We start from the raw sequence: 17,050 nt of genomic DNA, 5'->3' as shown, positions 1-17,050 counted from the left end.
GATTGAACGGCTCTCACCCTCGCCCTTTGGGAGAGGGGACGGGGTGAGGGATTGAGCGTTCCGACTGTCGTGAGTTTTGAAACGCTCAATAGAAGTAAATTGCGTTTTCACACAACCTTGACCCTGCGCGGACATAAGAGCACACCACGGACGATGACATCCCGCTCAATTTTTGCAAACCAGGCGCGACAGCGTTAATTTCGCCTCCAGCCCACCCTCGGGGCGCTGCAGCAGTTCGAACGATCCACCGAAGCGCTCGGCAATGGCGGCAACGATAGACAACCCCAGTCCGCTGCCTCGACCTGATCCGCGCCGCCAGAAACGTTGCGTAGCCAGAATCAGCTCTTCATCGCTGAGTCCCGGCCCGCGATCAAACACGTGAAAACTGATTGATTCCGGCGAGCGCCGTATTTCCAGCCCGACGCTATTTTCTGCGGAAGAGTGTTGCAAGGCGTTATCGAGCAGGTTACGCAGTGCGGTGACTGCCAGCGCTTCGGGTAACGCAAGTTCAGCAGCGTGGCCGTCGCTGCTCAGAACGATGCGCCCCGGAGCGTGAGGGGCCGCATCGCGCATCGCAAGGCGGGCGACTTCGTCCGCCTCGGCGACACGCCCGTCATCCCAGGAAAAGGCGCCTTCCACTTGCGATAGCGTCAGCAGTTGTGAGAGCGTATGCTGAAGCCGTGCTACGCCCTCTTCGGCATAGTCCATGGCCACTTCAGCCTCTTGGCCATGGGTGATGCGTACGACCTGAAGATGGGTTTTGATCGCGGTGAGCGGCGTGCGCAATTCATGGGCAGCATCGCTGGTAAAGCGACGTTCGCGACCGATGGTTTCGCTCATCCGCGCCAGCAGATGGTTCAGGGTGTTGACCAGCGGGAGCAAGTCGCGAGACATGGGGGCATTTTTTATTGGAGTCAGTGCATCCGGCGTTCGGTTGGCCAGCACCTGCCTCAGGCGTTCAAGGGGTCGCAAGCCACTTCCAACACCCAGCCAAAGCGTCAACAGGCTGCCAATCAATGCGATGACAAAGGGAACGACCGCTGCAAGTGTCACATTGCGCAGCAGTGTGTCCCGCTCCGCCAGGCGATCAGCCGTGGTCACACGCAAACCGCGCGTTTCCAGGGTGTAACTGCGCCAGCGCTCGCCCCTGAACTCGCGGTCGGAGAAACCAGGCGTCGCCATTGCTGTAGTCTCGGGTGCTGTTCCGGGCGTGCGCGCGATGACCTCGCCGCGTAAAGTCACCTCGCACGCCAGACCTTTTGCCGTTGCCGGCATGCTCAATGTCGAGGGCCCCGCTTGTCCGGTTCTACCATCCCACGCGGCCGGGTTCTGCGACATCAGCCCAGCCACCATCTGTGCCGACATGGCGAGGCGCTGGTCCAACGTACGGTGCATCTCCTTGTCCAGATCATGCAGCATCCAGACCGCGACCCCACCCCATAGCAAAAGCATCGACACACCGATCATCAGAAGCAGTCGCAGCCGCAGTGTCATGCGCTGTCCATGCTGAAGCGGTAGCCCACGCCACGAACCGTCTCAATCACGTCGGCCCCCAGCTTGCGCCGCAAGTGATGGATATGCACATTCAGCGCATTGCTTTCTATTTCTTCGCTGAAACTGTAAAGACTGTCCTTGAGTTGGTCGGGGCTCAAGATGCGCCCGTGGGCCTGCAGCAGGACAGCCAGCAGTGCCAATTCGCGCCGGGATAAAACGACTGCTTTTCCGTTTAGCGAGACTTCGCCGCTTGCCGGATCAAGGCGCAATGCGCCGTGCTCAATAAGATCGACGCTGCGTCCTGCGGCCCGGCGCAGCAGCGCGTGCAGTCGGGCAACCAGTTCGCTCAGATCGAAAGGCTTGAGCAAGTAGTCGTCCGCACCGGCACGCAGCCCGGCAACGCGAGCTTCCACCGCATCGCGCGCCGTCAGTACCAGCACGGGCAGCGCCATGCCACCCGCCCGCAAGCGCTGCAGCAGGCTCATGCCGTCCTCATCGGGCAGCCCGAGATCAAGTATCACCACATCCCAATGCACCGTCGACAGCGCGGCCTCAGCCAGAGCCGCAGTGGCGACTCCATCCACCGTCAAATTGTGCGCGCGCAAACCCGCCAGGATGCCGTGGGCAATCAGTTCATCGTCTTCAATCAGCAATACGCGCATGGCCTGTTTTGTGCTCCATGCCACATAGTATCTGCACCGGAATTACCTGGACGTTAACGCTGCCTTAATCTGGCCAAGCAAAGATAACTTCTTGATTTGACGAAAGGGCACTTATGCTGAGGTTGGTCTGGTCGGTTTTGATGTTGGCAATGTTCTGGGCCCTGCCAGCGCATGCCGAGCCTGATTACCTGCAACCAGAACAGGCCTTTCGTCTGAGCGTTACCAAACAGGTTGATGGTCAGATGCGCCTGACCTGGACGATCAGCAAAGGCTACTACCTCTACCGCAAGCAGATGAAGGTTGAGGGGGATCCGGCCGACAGTGCGCAACAAATTAACTGGCCTGCCGGCAGGCTCAAGACCGATGAGACCTTTGGCGAAAGCGAGGTCTACCATGACAACGTGACCGTACTGGTCAAAGCACCGGATGCGCAGGCACTGACGATGGGCTGGCAGGGTTGCGCCGATGCGGGTCTTTGCTATCCGCCACAAACCCAGCGCGTGAATTTAGTCGATGTCGCGGCGACGCCGGCAGCCAGCATGGGCGCGGCCGTTACCAGCGTAAGTCGGGCTGCGACAGGCACACTCGGTGAGGATCAGGACCTGGCTGATCGCCTCTCACGCATCAATCTGGGGTGGATGCTTGTCGTGTTCTTCGGCTTGGGCCTGCTGATGACGTTTACGCCCTGTGTTTTACCGATGGTGCCGATTCTCTCCAGCCTGATCGCAGGCAGTGGGGCAACGCCCCGGCGCGGTTTTGTCCTTTCATTGGCCTTTGTGCTGCCGATGGCGCTGACGTATGCCGGCGTCGGTGCGGCTGCGGCGCTGGCCGGCGCCAATCTGCAGGCCATGTTACAGAACCCCTGGGTGCTCGGCACCTTCGGTCTGGTATTTGTCGTGCTGGCGCTGGCCATGTTCGGATTTTATGAGTTGCAACTGCCCGCTGTGATGCGTAACCGTCTGAACAAGGCCAGCCAGGGCCAGCGAGGCGGCACGGTGGCAGGAGCCGCCACGATGGGCGTGCTGTCGGCGCTGCTGGTCGGGCCCTGCATGACCGCGCCACTGGCTGGTGCGCTGCTTTATATCGGCAATACCGGCGATGTACTGACCGGCGCCCTGGTGCTTTTTTCCATGGGGCTGGGCATGGGGGTGCCGCTGTTGCTGGTCGGGACCCTCGGCGCACGGCTGCTGCCGCGTCCCGGCGACTGGATGAACCGGGTCAAGGTGCTGTTCGGCTTTATCCTGCTAGGCACCGCCATTTGGTTCGTGGCGCGGGTATTGCCCGCAGCGCTGACGCTGGGGCTGTGGGGGGCCTGGTTGCTGGCCATCGCGCTCAGTTTGCTAGCGCTGCGTCAGAAGCTCGGCACCGAAACTGGTCGTCTGTTGCCACGCTATCTGGCCTTGCTGCTTGGCCTGTGGGGCGGGGCCATGGTGATCGGTGCGGCCGGGGGGGCCCATGATCCCCTGCAGCCGCTGACCTTCGGAGCAAGAGACGCCCCGCTCACCCAGGCGGCTGTCGGGAATGATTTCATGACCCGTTTCGGGCCGGTCAAGTCCCAGCAGGCACTCGAAGCGCGTATTGCCGAGGCCGGACAGCGCGGGCAGTGGACACTGGTGGATTTCTACGCCGACTGGTGTGTGTCGTGCGACGTGATTGAGCGCGTGGTGTTTGCCGACCCACGTGTGCAACAAGCGTTGGCCGACATGCAGTTGCTGCGCCCTGACGTCACCGCCAACAATGCGGATGACCAGGCGCTGATGCGCACGCACCAAATTCTCGGGCCGCCCACCATGCTGCTGATCGGCCCCGATGGCAAAGAGCGCCGTGCCGAGCGCGTCATCGGTGAACTCAGTGCCGACGAATTTCTCGCCCGCCTCGCGCGTGCGAAACAAGGAGCTTGAGCATGCTGAACGTCAATCTGGGACCCTTCTCCGTACAAGTCAGTCATTTGCTTGTGCTGGCGTCCATGCTGATTGCAGCCGGGGTCGGCCACTTGGCCGGACGGCGTCAGCAAGCGGGCATTGTCAACGTTTTGAGCGACATGGCGTGGACCGCACTGCTGGTTGCACGCATTGCTTTCGTAGCGATATGGTTTGACCTGTACCGTAACGCGCCATGGTCCGTCCTGGACATTCGCGACGGGGGCTTTATACCCTGGGTTGGACTGGCAGCGGCCGCGCTGGTGGCAATCTGGCGCGGCTGGCACCGCGCGGCACTGCGCAAACCGCTGGCCTTGGGGTTGACCGCAGGGGCGATTGCCTGGGCAGCGATGTCCGCTGCATCCGGAACCTTCGACAGCACCCAAACGCCGACCCTGCCCACCGTGGTGTTGACAACGCTGGCAGGCGAGCCGTCTGATCTCGCTACGGTCGCCAAGGGCAAGCCCATGGTGGTCAATCTATGGGCCAGTTGGTGTCCTCCTTGCCGCCGCGAAATGCCAGTCCTCGCTGCAGCGCAGAAGCAGGAAACAAAGGTGACTTTTGCGTTCGCGAACCAGGGCGAAGACGCGGCGACCGCTCAACGCTACCTGCGCGCCGGGGAGCTGGGTCTTGCCAACGTGCTGCTTGACGCGAATGCCGAGCTTGGCCGCGCAGTCGGCTCGACGGGACTGCCAACCACGCTTTTCTACGATGCCAGTGGACGTTTGGTCGACACCCATCTGGGAGAACTATCGGCCGCCTCACTGGCCAGCAAATTAGACCAATTGCGCTAGTGCACCCATCTCTCAACCAAGGAATAAATTTCCCATGACCAAAAAAACGTATGTTCAATTTGCAATTTTTCTGGGTTTGCTCGGCATGGCTATGGGCGCACAGGCCAAGGAATGGCCCGCACCGATCAAGGCGCTCGAAGCCAAAGGCGTTGAGGTGGTTGAGACTTTTGAAGCCCCGGGCGGGCTGACCGGCTATGCCAGCATACTGGAGCAACAGCCGCTGGCAATCTATCTGACCGCCGATGGCAAGCAGGCGATTGTCGGCTCCATGTTCGATGCGAAAGGGATAAACCTGAGCCATGAGCCGTTGAACAGGCTGGTGAGCAAACCCATGACCGCGAAAATCTGGAAACAGCTTGAGGGGAGTACCTGGATTGCCGATGGTGTCAAGAATGCCCCCCGTGTCATTTACACATTTACCGACCCCAACTGCCCCTATTGCAACAAATTCTGGAACGATGCCAGACCGTGGGTCACGGCCGGCAAGGTTCAGGTGAGGCATGTCATGGTGGCCATTCTCGGGCCAACCAGCCCGGGGAAAGCGGCGGCTCTCCTGTCCGCGCAGGACCCGCAGGCCGCGCTGACTCAGCATGGACAACAACATCGCAGCGGTGGTGTGAAGCCCCTGACTCAGATTTCGCCTAAAGTCCGCGCGCAACTCGACGCCAACCAGACGTTGATGCAGCAACTGGGATTTTCTGCCACACCGACGACCCTTTACAAAGACACCGACGGCAATCTGCAAAATGTGCAAGGTGCACCATCGGCGGAGATGCTGAGTCGCATCCTTGGGCCGCGCTGAGCCTGCTCGGAGGGTCGGAAAACTCCCTGACTCACGACCGGTCAGAATTGAGCGCCTAGGATCTCTGCCAAAGGCACCCGTGCAAGGAAGCATCTGCCGGGAACCTGGAACCATGTAGTCATTTCGGCAGCAGTTTTCGGAACGATTTATTCAATAGAGCGCAGGCATACTTCACATGGAATCGCAAATGACTATGCAATCGATAACAAGCGCGTTCAATCAAAAGAGCTTGCTCAAAGGGCTTGCCAAAGAGTCGGTTCGATCAGGAACCATTGCATCAATCGCGATGATTCCCTTTGGATTTCTGTTCCAACTTCTTGGGCTTCGCGTTGGGCACTATGGGAAAAAACTACTCGAGGTATTTTTCACCAACCTTCCCGAACTGACATTTCGCCTATTGATGTTCATCGAACATTTCGTCATCGGCTGGCTATCAGCGGCCCCCTTGCTCATCCTGCTTGTACTGTCAAAAAACCGACTTCCTGCATGGTCTGTTGGCGCAATTTACGGCGTTGTCTACTATGTCGTCCTCAATTCTCTCGTTCTTCCGTTGAGTTTCGGAGATAGAACACCCTGGGCACTTGGTTTCTCTGTGGTGTACCCGAGTTTGATTATTCACATCGTCTTTGGCATTTCCATCGCACTCACATCAAAACGTTTTGTTTGTTCTTTTTCGAAATAGTCCAGGCTTAGTCGCAATCCTCCAAGGCTGGTCAATAAATATTGCGTAGCAGGTCGACACCAGAGTGATCCGCGTATTTGGGCAGAGTGCAAGACACCGCTTTATTCGGTCGAGCGGATGCGGCACTGTCCTACGTCCAAGTCCCCCAGCGCGGGCCAGCCTCAAGCAGCCATGCCCAACCTTTCGCTGGAGTTGCGGTCCGCTTGGTTTATCGACTTTTCAAAACGACTTTCTTCAGGCGGATAATGATCAAACCTTCCCAACTTCTTTCGGCATTCGCAACGGCATTGGCGCTGGTTTTGGCCGGAGGTGCTGCAGCGCCAGTTTGGCGACAGACGTGATCAACGTGTATGGCCCCGGTGGCCCGGCGCCCGCGATGAAAGAGGCCGCTGAGACCTTTGGGGTCGACCAAAAAATCACGGTGAATGTGGTCGCCGGGCCGACCCCCGAGTGGGTCGAGAAGGCCAAGCAGGACGCCGACGTCGTGTTCAGTGGCGCTGAAAACATGATGAGCGACTTTGCCAAAGCATTGCCCGGCGCGTTTGACCTCAAAGACGCGTACCCATTGCACCTGCGGCCGGTAGCGATCCTGGTGCGGCCCGGCAACCCCAAGCGCATCCGCGGCTTTCGCGATTTGCTCGTGCCGGGCGTCAAGGTGTTGACAGTGGCCGGTGCCGGACAAACCGGGTTGTGGGAAGACGTGGCGGGGCGCACTGGTGACATCGCCATGGTTCGTGCGTTTCGCAAGAACATGGTGTTTCCGGAGGCCACTAACAGTGCCGCAGCCAAGACGCAATGGACGCAGCAAAAGGACATCGACGCCTGGCTGATCTGGAACGCCTGGCAGGTGGCCAACCCCGACCTGGCGCAGCTCGTGCCGATGGACGAGCCGTTTCGCATCTACCGCGATGCCGGCATGGTGCTGACGCGCAAAGGCAAGACCGAGCCAAAGGCCGCCGCGTTCGTCGAGTTCCTTAAATCGCCGAACGGACAGAAGATCTTCGCCAAGTGGGGCTGGGATGCGCGATGACTCCACCGACGCAAAGCCGCGAGGCACCATGAAGGTTAAGCGCCGCTCGCTTTTTCTGGGCGCCGCCGCCGTGATTGGCGGCGGGGGCCTCTACGCGACGAGCAGGCTTTGGCGCGCCGATTCCCTTAACCCGCAGCCTTTGCAGATTCCCCCTCTACTGGACTCGCGCAGCAGTGGTCAATCAGTTTCATTGACCGCGCGAGCCGCTCGAACCCAATTCTTTGCGGGCCGCGAGAGTCCAACGCAGGGGTACAACGGCAGCTACCTCGGCCCGACACTGCGGCTGTACCGTGGCGACGATGTGCAAATATCGGTCACCAATGCGCTTGCAAGCGACACCAGCGTTCATTGGCACGGCCTGCTTATCCCCGCCGAGGTGGACGGGGGCCCGCATCAGCTCATTCGCCCGGGGGAAACCTGGCGCCCCGTGCTAGCCGTGCGCCAACCAGCCGCGACACTGTTCTACCACCCGCATGTCCACGGCCAAACGGCCGCGCAGGTCTATTCAGGACTCGCCGGTGTGCTGCTCATCGCCGACGATTCACAGCGCGATCTGGGGCTTCCTGACGAGTACGGTGTCGATGATCTGCCGCTCGTCCTTCAGGATCGTGAGTTCGACGACGGGCGCATGGTCCTGCCGCCTGGGATGATGACCGCGATGCAAGGGCGCCGCGGCGACACGCTAATGGTCAACGGAACCCCGCATGCGGTGGCCCGCGTGCCCGCGCGGCTGGTCCGGCTGCGCTTGGTGAACGGCTCCAACGCGCGCATCTACGAACTGTCGTTCGACGACGACCGGGCGTTCCATTGGATCGCTACCGAGGGCGGATTGTTGGACGCCCCGGTGCAGTTGCGATCGGTAAGCCTGGCGCCTGGGCAACGGGCCGAAGTTTTGGTGGACTTCTCCGACGGTCGAAAGACCACGCTGGTGACGGCGCCGGACGCAAACGCGTCGATGGGAGGAATGATGGGGCCGCCAGGGGGCGGCAGCGACTCGTTCGCCGGCGGCCCGGCGCCTGTCCTGATGTTCGAGCCTGGCTTGGCGGCCGTTGCCGAGGCGGCACGCAAGCCGATTGCTCTGCAGCTTGCAAAGCATGAGCGTGTGGACGTATCGCGGGCCATCAAACGTCGCCGCTTCACACTGGACATGGGCATGGGTGGCATGGGTGGTGGCGGTGGTCTTTCGATCAATGGCCGGGCGTTCGAGATGGGGCGGATCGATGAACGGGTTCGCCTTGGTGATGTCGAGATCTGGGAAGTTTCGGCTCAGATGATGTCGCATCCCTTTCATGTGCACGGAGTGCACTTCGAAGTGCTTCGACGAGGCGGTGGCCCACCGGCTATTCGCGATCAAGGCTTGAGAGACACGGTGTTGGTGAAAGAACCGGTCGAACTGCTCGTGCGCTTCACGCAGCCGGCTCGTGAAGCGCCGTTCATGTACCACTGCCACATCCTTGAACACGAGGACGGCGGCATGATGGGCCAGTTCGTGACTGATTGATCGGCGGCCACCATGACACCTCTGTACGTCTTTCCGCTGGCGTTTCTTACCGGCATCCTGTTCAACCTCAACATCCTGCGGAAGCGGCTCCTTGCTCTGGGCATGCACGCAGAATCTTTCTCGCGCGCCGGCGAGGTTGGCGGCTACGGTTGCCGGCGACTGCGCCGCGGCAGTTGCGCGACCGGGTCGGCGCCGACAACGTGCTTCGGCTTCACGCGGCGATGCCTTCGGCGACACGAGGCCTCTCAGCGCCCGTTGGCCGGACACTCACGCACCGAGGATGGTGACAAGTTTCCGAAGGAGTCCGAATCGTGATCGCAGTTTGGTGTGGATTCGGACTTGCCTTGGGCATGGCGTTGAGCGCAAACAGTCATGCCGACGGCGCGGCGATCGCCAAGGCGGGCGCCGGGGCTGCCCCGGCCTGCCAGACCTGTCACGGGGCGGCAGGCGAAGGGGTCCCGCAGGGCGGCTTTCCACGCCTGGCGGGTCTGGGCGCATCCTACATGCAGCGGCAGCTAGATGCCTTCGTGGCCGGCACACGCGTCAGCTCCGTGATGATGCCGATCGCCAAGGCCTTGGCGGTTGTCGACCGCGCCGAGGTGTCGGCGTATTACGCAGCGTTGCCCGTGCAAGCTGTACCGGCTGCGGTCCTGCCAGCAGCACCTGCGTCGGCCCCCGCGGTAGCGCCAGCGTCTGCCAGGGTCGGCGCTACCCTGGCTATCCGTGGCCGCTGGGCCGACAAGCTGCCGTCGTGCGAGCAATGTCATGGCCCTGGCGGTCGGGGCGTGGGTTCGGATTTCCCGGCCCTGACCGGGCAGGGCGCAACTTACCTTGCAAACCAATTGATGGCATGGAAAACGGGCGCGCGACCACCCGGCCCGTTGGGTCTGATGGCCGCGGTCGCCAAGAAGCTGTCTGACGCCGAGGTGCGCGCAGTTGCCGACCACTACGCCTCGCTACCTGTACGGGGCGCTCGGTGATGAATGCTCGGCAAAATATCTATACCGGCGGCGCGCTGGCAACGCTGGCGATCATCGTCGGCCTCTATGCGGGAGGTGTTTTTGACTACTTTGGCATGCAGGCCCACACCGAACGAAAGATGGCCGCGCTGAGGAGTGCTCCGCCAGACCCAGTGGTGTCGGCAGCGTCGGCGCCGAGACCGCCGAATGACTTGGCAGGCGACCCGCCGCGTGCCGAGCTCACTGCGCCGGCTGCTGCGGCCGGCGCAGGCGTGGCGTTTCGGCCGCCGTCGGAGGCCGACCTGCCGGCCGGCGAGTTTGGTGACGTGATTCGCCGTGGCCGCGAGATCTTCATCGACACGCCCCGTGCCGCGCCCGCGTATGTCGGCAACAGCCTGCGCTGCGTCAGTTGCCACCTCGACGCCGGGCGGCTGGCGGACTCATCACCGCTGTGGGCCGCGTTCGTCAGCTACCCCGCATACCGCAGCAAGACCAAGAGCGTCACCACGTTCCAGCAGCGCCTGCAAGGCTGCTTCGAGTACAGCATGAACGGCCGGGCGCCGCCGCTCGGCGCGCCGGAGCTGGTGGCGCTGGAGAGCTACGCGTACTGGCTTGCGACCGGTGCACCTCTCAACCCGAAAATCGCCGGCCGCGGTTACCCGACGCTTGCGCTGCCGGCGCAAAGGGCCGACTTCGCCCGCGGCGAGAAGGTCTACGCTCAGAACTGCGTGCTGTGCCACGCCGCCGACGGTGCAGGCCAGCGCACGCAGGACGGCACTGCGGTATTCCCGGCGCTCTGGGGGTCGGACTCATTCAACTGGGGCGCCGGCATGGGCCGCATCAGCAACGCCGCGGCCTTCATCAAGGCAAACATGCCGCTCGGGCTGCCTGGTACGCTGAGCGAACAGCAGGCCTGGGACGTGGCGCTGTACATGAATAGTCACGAGCGGCCGCAAGACCCGCGCTACACCGGCAGCGTGCAAGGCACACGCAACGATTTCCACGCCACCGATGATTCGATGTACGGTCGCGAGGTGGCGGGCAAAGTGCTCGGCGCCAGCGGCGCGCCGAAGCCGTTCAAGCCGTTCAAGCCGTCAAAGGAAAGCCGCCCATGATCTTCAGGCAACTCTTCGAACCGGTATCGAGCACCTACACCTACCTGCTGGGCTGCGAGACGACCGGGCAGGCGATGTTGATCGACCCGGTCGTCAACGCCATTGACCGCGACTTGCAGGTCTTGCAGTCCCTGCGGCTGACGCTGGCGCTGACGCTCGACACGCACATCCACGCCGATCACATCACCGCCGCGCTGCATCTGAAGCAGCGCGTCGGCAGCCGGATCGCCGCTCCTGCGATCGACCGGCTGCCATGCGTCGATGTGGGCATCGAGGAAGGCACGCCGCTGCAACTCGGTGGCATCCAGGTGGACCCGCTGCATACGCCCGGCCACACCGAAGGCCACTTCGCTTACCGATGCATAGACAATGGCAGCGATCGGGTCTTCAGCGGCGACGCCTTGCTAATCGACGGCTGCGGTCGTACCGACTTCCAGAACGGCGACGCGACGGCGCTCTACAAGAGCGTGACCGAAAAGCTTTTTGCGTTGTCCGATGAGGTGCTGGTCTATCCGGCGCATGACTACCAGAACCGTCGCGTCTCTTCGATCGGCCAGGAGAAAAGCCGCAATCCGCGCCTTGGACACGGGCGAACGCTGGAAGAGTTCAAGACCATTATGTCCGGGCTCAACCTGCCGTATCCGAAGTTCATCGACTATGCGGTGCCCGGAAATCGTCACTGCGGCGTGTGCCCGCAAGACCTGCCCGAGCAGATGCGCGAATACTGTGAGCACATGGCCGAGAGTCCGCAAGGCTGAGTCCAACGCGCAGGCCTCCGCTGATGTTGATTCCGCCCAGAAAGGCACCCTATGTCCGAACGTAAACTCACCATCTTGCAGATCAATGACCTGCACGGCTACCTCGAACCCCACCCCGAGGTGTTTCGCGCGCGCGGCGGGTCCAGGTACCAGACCTGCGGCGGTCTGGCGCGAATCGCCAGCGTGTTCAAGCAGGTGCGGGCGCAACGCCCCGGCGCCGTGCTGGCGCTGGACAACGGCGACACCTTCCACGGCACCTTCGTCGCGGTGAACTCCCAGGGCGAGGCCATGGTTCCGCTGATGAACGCGCTCGAATTCGACGCCATGACGGCGCACTGGGAATTCGCCTACGGGCCGGCGCAGTTCCGCAAGCTCGCGTCGAGCCTAGCCTATCCGGTGCTCGCGATCAATTGTTTCGAGGTCGACAGCGACCGCCTGGTGTTTGCGCCCAGCCGCATCGTCGAGCGGGGCGGGGTGCGCATCGGCATCGTCGGCATCGCCTCCAACATCATTGACAAAAGCATGCCGCCGAGCTATTCGACCGGCGTGCGCTTCACCCTGGGCAACACCGAACTGCCGGCCCACATCGAGCGGCTGCGCACCGAGGACCGTGTCGACCTGATCGTCGTGCTGTCGCACCTCGGCTTTGCCCAGGACGCCAAGCTCGCGGCCGAAGTCGCGGGCATTGACGTGCTGATCAGCGGCCACACCCACAACCGGCTGTACCGCCCGGTGTGGATCGGCTCCACACCGATCATCCAGTCGGGTTGCCACGGCTCGTTCGTCGGACGGCTCGACCTGACGGTGAGCGACGGCAAGGTCATCGATGTTCAGCACGAGCTTATCTGCACCGACGACTCGATCGCAGCGGACGCCGACATCGACGCGATGGTTCGCGACACGATGGCACCGCACCGGGACTTCCTCGACCAAGTCGTCGGCCAGGTTCGCAGCCCGCTCGACCGTGCCACGTCACTCGAAGCGTCGATGGACAACGTGCTGCTCGACGCGATCGCCGGCGCCGCCGGAACGCGCCTGGCCTTCTCCAACGGATGGCGCTACGGGGCGCCGATCCTGCCCGGCGAAGTGACGCTGGGACAGTTGTGGAACATCGTTCCGACCGACCCGCAGGTGTCGACCGTCGAGCTCACCGGCGAGGAGTTGCGCGCCATGCTGGAAGCCAATCTCGAACGCACCTACTCGGCCGATGCGTACTGTCAAATGGGCGGATTCGTCAAGCGCTGCCGCGGCCTGAACCTATACTTCAAGATGGAGAATCCGAAAGGTCACCGGATCGAGGACCTGCTCGTCGACGGCAAGCCGATCAAGGGCGGCCGCATCTACCGCGCGGCGATGCTGGGCGAGCAAGGCGTACCGAAAAAGTACGGCAGTAACCGGCAGAAGATCGACATGCGAGCGGTCGATGCCTTACAAGGGCTGTTCGCGCGCACCAGCCAGGTCAGGGGGAGCCGGCGCGGCAGCGTGGTGGCGATCTGACATGGCCGAGTTCTTCAAGACCTCAACGATCTGGGTTGTGGACTTCCGCTACGAGGGCAAGGCGCGCCGCTGGTTTAAAGCCTTTGGCCCAAACGACGACGTGCAAGCGCACATGAGCGCCACTTTACATGACCTGTACGGCAAGCGCGCATGGCTCGTGGAGGTGCGCAAGGCCACCGAAGAAGAAGAGCTGGAGTACCTGCGCGGCGAAGAGCCCAAGAACGTCTATTGCCCTACCGGCCGGTGATAGGTTATGTCATCGAGTCCGGCTGGAGCCGTCACGCTGCCCAGATGAAATTCGCTGCTAACGCGACCGCCACCATGGTCAGCAGGAAGTTGGGCCACACGCCGAAACCGCTCCAGTGGCCGCGTGGGTCTCCTGCCCGCCCAGGCCGCGCCTGATGCGACAGAACCGTGGCGGGGAAACCACGGCGACACCGACGCCGATCAGCAGCAGGCCCACGCCGGGCCATGGCGAGAAGCCGCGCTGCGATGCGTGCAGTGGCTGGTCGCTGAGGTCGAGGCGTTCGACCACGAAGCCGAAGCCCATGATGGCGATCGCAGTCCATTGCCAGGGGAGCAAGATGCGCTCGGCGGCGAATAAGACGCGGGGTCATTCAGGGACGACTTGGGTGGTGGGCATCGGCTGCAGTTCATCACGTGCACGACATCGCAAGCAGATCCAGGCTTGCGGGGGAGCAGCCCGATGAGGGTGTCCCGAATTTTGTGTAAACGGCGGTTGCATGAGACAGCGCCTTGATGGGCGTTGCTTACGGCACATAAACCCAACACTGGCCCATTTTTTGCTTGGCAATAGGCTGTTCAGCAACGCGTTCAACATGAATGACGGCAGGTTATGTTTTAATGGAATTCGAAATTCTCGCATCGGTTGTTGTCGCACTGCCAACCGCCGCAGCACATTGCGTATCGCCCTTTGGGGGAAGTCCATGACTTGGTCCATCGTTGCACGGGATGTCTCCGGCGCATTCGGCGTTGCCATTGCAAGCAGGTTCTTTGCTGTTGGCGCCTTGTGTCCGCATGCGCTTGGCGGTGTCGGCGCGCTCGCCACCCAGGCATTGGTAAACCCGCTGCTTGCCGCGCCTGCTCTTGAAGGGATGGCGCAACAGCGGGAGCCGGCCGAGTTATTGCTGGCGCTGCTGGCAACGGACGCCGGCAGTGCGCATCGGCAATTTCACATGATCGACGCCAAGGGCCGTGGCGCCGCGCACAGTGGCGCGGAATGCATTGACTGGTGCGGGCATACGCTGCGTGAGGACTTCTCTGTCGCCGGAAACATGCTGGCCGGCCCGCAGGTCATTGAGGCCACCGCCGACAGCTATGCGGCACATGCCGCGCTTCCTTTTGCTGAAAGGCTGATCCGCGCCATGGCTGCCGGTGAAGCGGCCGGTGGCGACAAGCGCGGCAAGCAGGGGGCCGCGCTACTCATCTACAGCGACCAGGATTATCCGGCGCTCGATTTGCGGGTCGACGATCACGCAGAACCCCTTGTCGAACTTCGCCGCCTGTACGAGGTCAGCCTGGAGCGCTTTCAGCCCTTCGTCGCCTGCCTGCCCAGCCGCGAGAGTCCGAGCGGCATGATTGACCGCAGCTTGATCGAAGCGGAAATCGCACGCTTTCACGCCGCTCGCCAGACCTGCGGGACACCCGCATGAGTGCATTGCTCGAGGTCCGGAACCTGATAACACGGTTCAAGGTTGACGGGGGTGAATTCACGGCGGTCGACGGCATCAGTTTTTCGGTGGAGGCCGGACGCACGCTGGGCATTGTCGGCGAATCCGGCTGCGGCAAAAGCGTCACGTCCCTGTCCATCATGGGTTTGCTGCCGAAGGGCCAGGGACGAATCGCGGCTGGATCCATCAACTTTGATGGTGTCGATCTTGCGCAGTTGCCCGTGCCTGCCATGCGCGCCCTGCGCGGCAATCGGATCGCGATGATTTTCCAGGAGCCGATGACTTCACTCAATCCCGCCTTCACGATCGGTGACCAGTTGATCGAAGGAATACGCTGCCACCGTGATCTTGGTTACGCCGAAGCGCGCGAACACGCCATTGAAATGCTGCGTCGGGTGCGCATCCCGTCGCCGGAACGGCGCATTGACGAATACCCGCACAAGCTTTCTGGCGGCATGCGGCAGCGCGTGATGATCGCCATGGCGCTTTCCTGCGAGCCCAGCCTGCTGATCGCTGACGAGCCGACCACCGCGCTCGACGTGACCATCCAGGCGCAGGTGCTGGAACTGATGCGCACGCTGCGCGAGGAAACCGGCACTGCGACCATCCTGATCACGCACGACCTGGGCGTGATCGCCGAGCTGGCGGACGATGTCGTGGTGATGTATTCAGGCCGCATTGTCGAGCGTGCGAGCGTGGCTCGCCTGTTTGCCGAACCGCAGCATCCTTACACCATCGGCCTGCTCGGCTCAATTCCCAAACTGCACCTGGAGCAGGACCGGCTGGCCGCGATTGAAGGGCAGGTTCCCACGCCAATGAGCGTGGTCCAGGGATGCCGCTTTGCACCGCGCTGCCCGTTCGCGGATGCGCAGTGCCGCGTCGTCCAGCCACCGCTGATTGATCTGGGTAATGGCCACGAAGCGGCCTGCTGGAAAGCGCCGCTGGAAACCCAACTTGACCCCGTCGTGGAGCTGGCCGCTTGAATTCCTCAATATCCACGCCGCTGTTGCGCATTGAAAACCTGGTCAAGCACTTTCCGATCCAGAAAAGCCTGTTTCGCCGTGACACGGCGGTGGTGCATGCGGTAGACGGCATTAACTTCGAGCTGGCTGCTGGAGAAACCATGGCGCTGGTAGGTGAATCCGGCTGCGGTAAATCCACGGTGGGACGGCTCGCACTGCGACTGCTGGAGGCCACATCAGGCAAGGTCTGGTTCGACGGCGAAGACATGACGAGCCTGAGTCCGGCAGAAATGCGCATGCGGCGACGCGATGTGCAGATGATTTTCCAGGATCCCTACTCTTCACTTAATCCGCGCATGACGGTGGAGCAGACCCTGACGGAGCCGCTCGCGCTGCACGGTTTGGCGCGCGGCAGGCACCGAGAACGTGCAGCCGAACTGCTCGACCTGGTCGGACTCGCACCTCAATACCTGCAGCGTTATCCGCACGAATTTTCTGGCGGACAAAGGCAGCGTATCGGCATCGCGCGCGCGCTGGCGGTTGAGCCGCGACTGATCGTCTGTGACGAGCCGGTGTCGGCGTTGGACGTGTCGATCCAGGCTCAAGTGGTGAACCTGCTGCAGGATCTGCAACGGCGGCTGGGTTTGTCTTACATATTCATTGCGCACGATCTGGCGGTCGTGAAACATATTTCGTCGCATGTGGCTGTGATGTACCTCGGCCAGATTGTTGAGTACACAGACAAGAAAAACCTGTTTGCGCAGCCACGCCATCCTTACACTCAGGCCCTGCTTTCGGCGATTCCGCTCCCCGAACCCGGGCTGCAGCGCCACCGTGTTCTGCTGCAGGGTGATGTTCCGAATCCGATCAATCCCCCATCCGGTTGTCGTTTCCGCACCCGCTGTCCGCATGCGCGTGCGCGCTGCGCCGAAGAGGTTCCGGCCTTAACGGCAGAAGACGGGCACAGCACCGCATGCCATTTCTGGAAGGAAATTGCGGCAACCGCCGGTACGCTGCCCGAGACCAGCCTTCCGCCACCCAATGTGCGGCTGCAAAAGCTGCAGGCGGCGTTTCAGCTGAAAAAAACGGAGGCCACCGCATGTATTTGAGCCATTGAATCATCCCGAGTGGCTCCCAAAAAGAGCGTCCAGCAGCAACCCGTCCGACTTCAGTAAGCACCAACC

At 62.0% G+C, this 17,050-nt stretch carries 18 protein-coding genes; 15 read left to right on the top strand and 3 right to left on the bottom strand.

The features are described from left to right. Positions 1 to 165 precede the first annotated feature (165 nt). A complete protein-coding gene (locus tag Q8O29_RS10515) occupies positions 166 to 1,494 on the bottom strand; it encodes an ATP-binding protein (RefSeq protein WP_305562519.1) in 1,329 nt (442 codons plus the stop codon). Further along, positions 1,491 to 2,156: a response regulator gene (locus Q8O29_RS10510; RefSeq protein WP_305562517.1), complete on the bottom strand. Its 666-nt coding sequence runs from the start codon at positions 2,154 to 2,156 to the stop codon at positions 1,491 to 1,493. Before Q8O29_RS10510 ends, Q8O29_RS10515 begins: the two co-directional genes overlap by 4 nt. Before the next feature lie 113 nt (positions 2,157 to 2,269). Between Q8O29_RS10510 and dsbD the strand changes: the two genes are divergently transcribed. The 12 genes from dsbD to Q8O29_RS10450 all read left to right on the top strand — a co-directional run bounded on the left by dsbD (position 2,270) and on the right by Q8O29_RS10450 (position 13,460). Further along, positions 2,270 to 4,057 carry a protein-disulfide reductase DsbD gene (gene dsbD, locus Q8O29_RS10505; RefSeq protein ID WP_305562515.1) on the top strand — a complete coding sequence of 596 codons (1,788 nt, stop codon included), beginning with the start codon at positions 2,270 to 2,272 and terminating at the stop codon, positions 4,055 to 4,057. A gap of 2 nt (positions 4,058 to 4,059) precedes the next feature. Beyond that, positions 4,060 to 4,869 (top strand): TlpA disulfide reductase family protein, encoded by an 810-nt coding sequence (locus Q8O29_RS10500; RefSeq protein WP_305562513.1) that lies wholly within the window; start codon positions 4,060 to 4,062, stop codon positions 4,867 to 4,869. Positions 4,870 to 4,903: 34 nt separating this feature from the next. Continuing rightward, positions 4,904 to 5,671, top strand: coding sequence for a thiol:disulfide interchange protein DsbG (gene dsbG, locus Q8O29_RS10495; RefSeq protein WP_305562511.1), 768 nt, complete (start codon positions 4,904 to 4,906; stop codon positions 5,669 to 5,671). Between the two features lie 187 nt (positions 5,672 to 5,858). After that, the gene (locus Q8O29_RS10490) at positions 5,859 to 6,353 is read left to right on the top strand and encodes a hypothetical protein (protein ID WP_305562509.1); all 495 of its coding nucleotides are present in this window, start codon (positions 5,859 to 5,861) and stop codon (positions 6,351 to 6,353) included. A gap of 325 nt (positions 6,354 to 6,678) precedes the next feature. Next, on the top strand, positions 6,679 to 7,383 hold the full coding sequence (locus Q8O29_RS10485; protein WP_371134203.1) for a substrate-binding domain-containing protein: 705 nt from the start codon (positions 6,679 to 6,681) through the stop codon (positions 7,381 to 7,383). Next, positions 7,373 to 8,884 carry a multicopper oxidase family protein gene (locus Q8O29_RS10480; RefSeq protein WP_305562507.1) on the top strand — a complete coding sequence of 504 codons (1,512 nt, stop codon included), beginning with the start codon at positions 7,373 to 7,375 and terminating at the stop codon, positions 8,882 to 8,884. The genes Q8O29_RS10485 and Q8O29_RS10480 overlap by 11 nt, the downstream gene beginning before the upstream one ends. Before the next feature lie 12 nt (positions 8,885 to 8,896). Continuing rightward, complete coding sequence (locus Q8O29_RS10475; RefSeq protein WP_305562505.1) at positions 8,897 to 9,199, top strand: hypothetical protein; 303 nt, start codon at positions 8,897 to 8,899, stop codon at positions 9,197 to 9,199. 35 nt (positions 9,200 to 9,234) lie between these two features. Beyond that, positions 9,235 to 9,864: a c-type cytochrome gene (locus Q8O29_RS10470; protein WP_305562503.1), complete on the top strand. Its 630-nt coding sequence runs from the start codon at positions 9,235 to 9,237 to the stop codon at positions 9,862 to 9,864. Further along, entirely contained in the window at positions 9,864 to 10,958 is a 1,095-nt protein-coding gene (locus tag Q8O29_RS10465) for a c-type cytochrome (protein ID WP_305562501.1), read from the top strand. Before Q8O29_RS10470 ends, Q8O29_RS10465 begins: the two co-directional genes overlap by 1 nt. After that, on the top strand, positions 10,955 to 11,716 hold the full coding sequence (locus Q8O29_RS10460) for an MBL fold metallo-hydrolase (protein WP_305562499.1): 762 nt from the start codon (positions 10,955 to 10,957) through the stop codon (positions 11,714 to 11,716). The genes Q8O29_RS10465 and Q8O29_RS10460 overlap by 4 nt, the downstream gene beginning before the upstream one ends. A 51-nt stretch (positions 11,717 to 11,767) precedes the next feature. Further along, positions 11,768 to 13,213 (top strand): bifunctional UDP-sugar hydrolase/5'-nucleotidase, encoded by a 1,446-nt coding sequence (locus Q8O29_RS10455; protein ID WP_305562497.1) that lies wholly within the window; start codon positions 11,768 to 11,770, stop codon positions 13,211 to 13,213. Position 13,214: 1 nt separating this feature from the next. Further along, the gene (locus Q8O29_RS10450; RefSeq protein WP_305562495.1) at positions 13,215 to 13,460 is read left to right on the top strand and encodes a hypothetical protein; all 246 of its coding nucleotides are present in this window, start codon (positions 13,215 to 13,217) and stop codon (positions 13,458 to 13,460) included. A 78-nt stretch (positions 13,461 to 13,538) separates the two neighbouring features. Here the strand turns inward: Q8O29_RS10450 and Q8O29_RS10445 are convergent, their stop codons facing one another. Further along, complete coding sequence (locus Q8O29_RS10445; protein ID WP_305562567.1) at positions 13,539 to 13,763, bottom strand: hypothetical protein; 225 nt, start codon at positions 13,761 to 13,763, stop codon at positions 13,539 to 13,541. Positions 13,764 to 14,160: 397 nt separating this feature from the next. On the opposite strand from Q8O29_RS10445, the gene Q8O29_RS10440 reads away from it, so the two are divergent. The 3 genes from Q8O29_RS10440 to Q8O29_RS10430 are packed head-to-tail and all read left to right on the top strand — an operon-like array spanning position 14,161 to position 16,975. Next, entirely contained in the window at positions 14,161 to 14,886 is a 726-nt protein-coding gene (locus Q8O29_RS10440) for a DUF1028 domain-containing protein (RefSeq protein ID WP_305562493.1), read from the top strand. After that, positions 14,883 to 15,887 (top strand): ABC transporter ATP-binding protein, encoded by a 1,005-nt coding sequence (locus Q8O29_RS10435; RefSeq protein ID WP_305562491.1) that lies wholly within the window; start codon positions 14,883 to 14,885, stop codon positions 15,885 to 15,887. Before Q8O29_RS10440 ends, Q8O29_RS10435 begins: the two co-directional genes overlap by 4 nt. Continuing rightward, a complete protein-coding gene (locus Q8O29_RS10430) occupies positions 15,884 to 16,975 on the top strand; it encodes an ABC transporter ATP-binding protein (RefSeq protein WP_305562489.1) in 1,092 nt (363 codons plus the stop codon). The genes Q8O29_RS10435 and Q8O29_RS10430 overlap by 4 nt, the downstream gene beginning before the upstream one ends. Positions 16,976 to 17,050 lie beyond the last annotated feature (75 nt).

The organism is Polaromonas sp., from assembly GCF_030689685.1.
Classification (GTDB): Bacteria; Pseudomonadota; Gammaproteobacteria; order Burkholderiales; family Burkholderiaceae_C; genus Polaromonas.
Note: the sequence above shows the minus strand (reverse complement) of the source record. Positions and strands in the feature narration are given on the sequence as shown.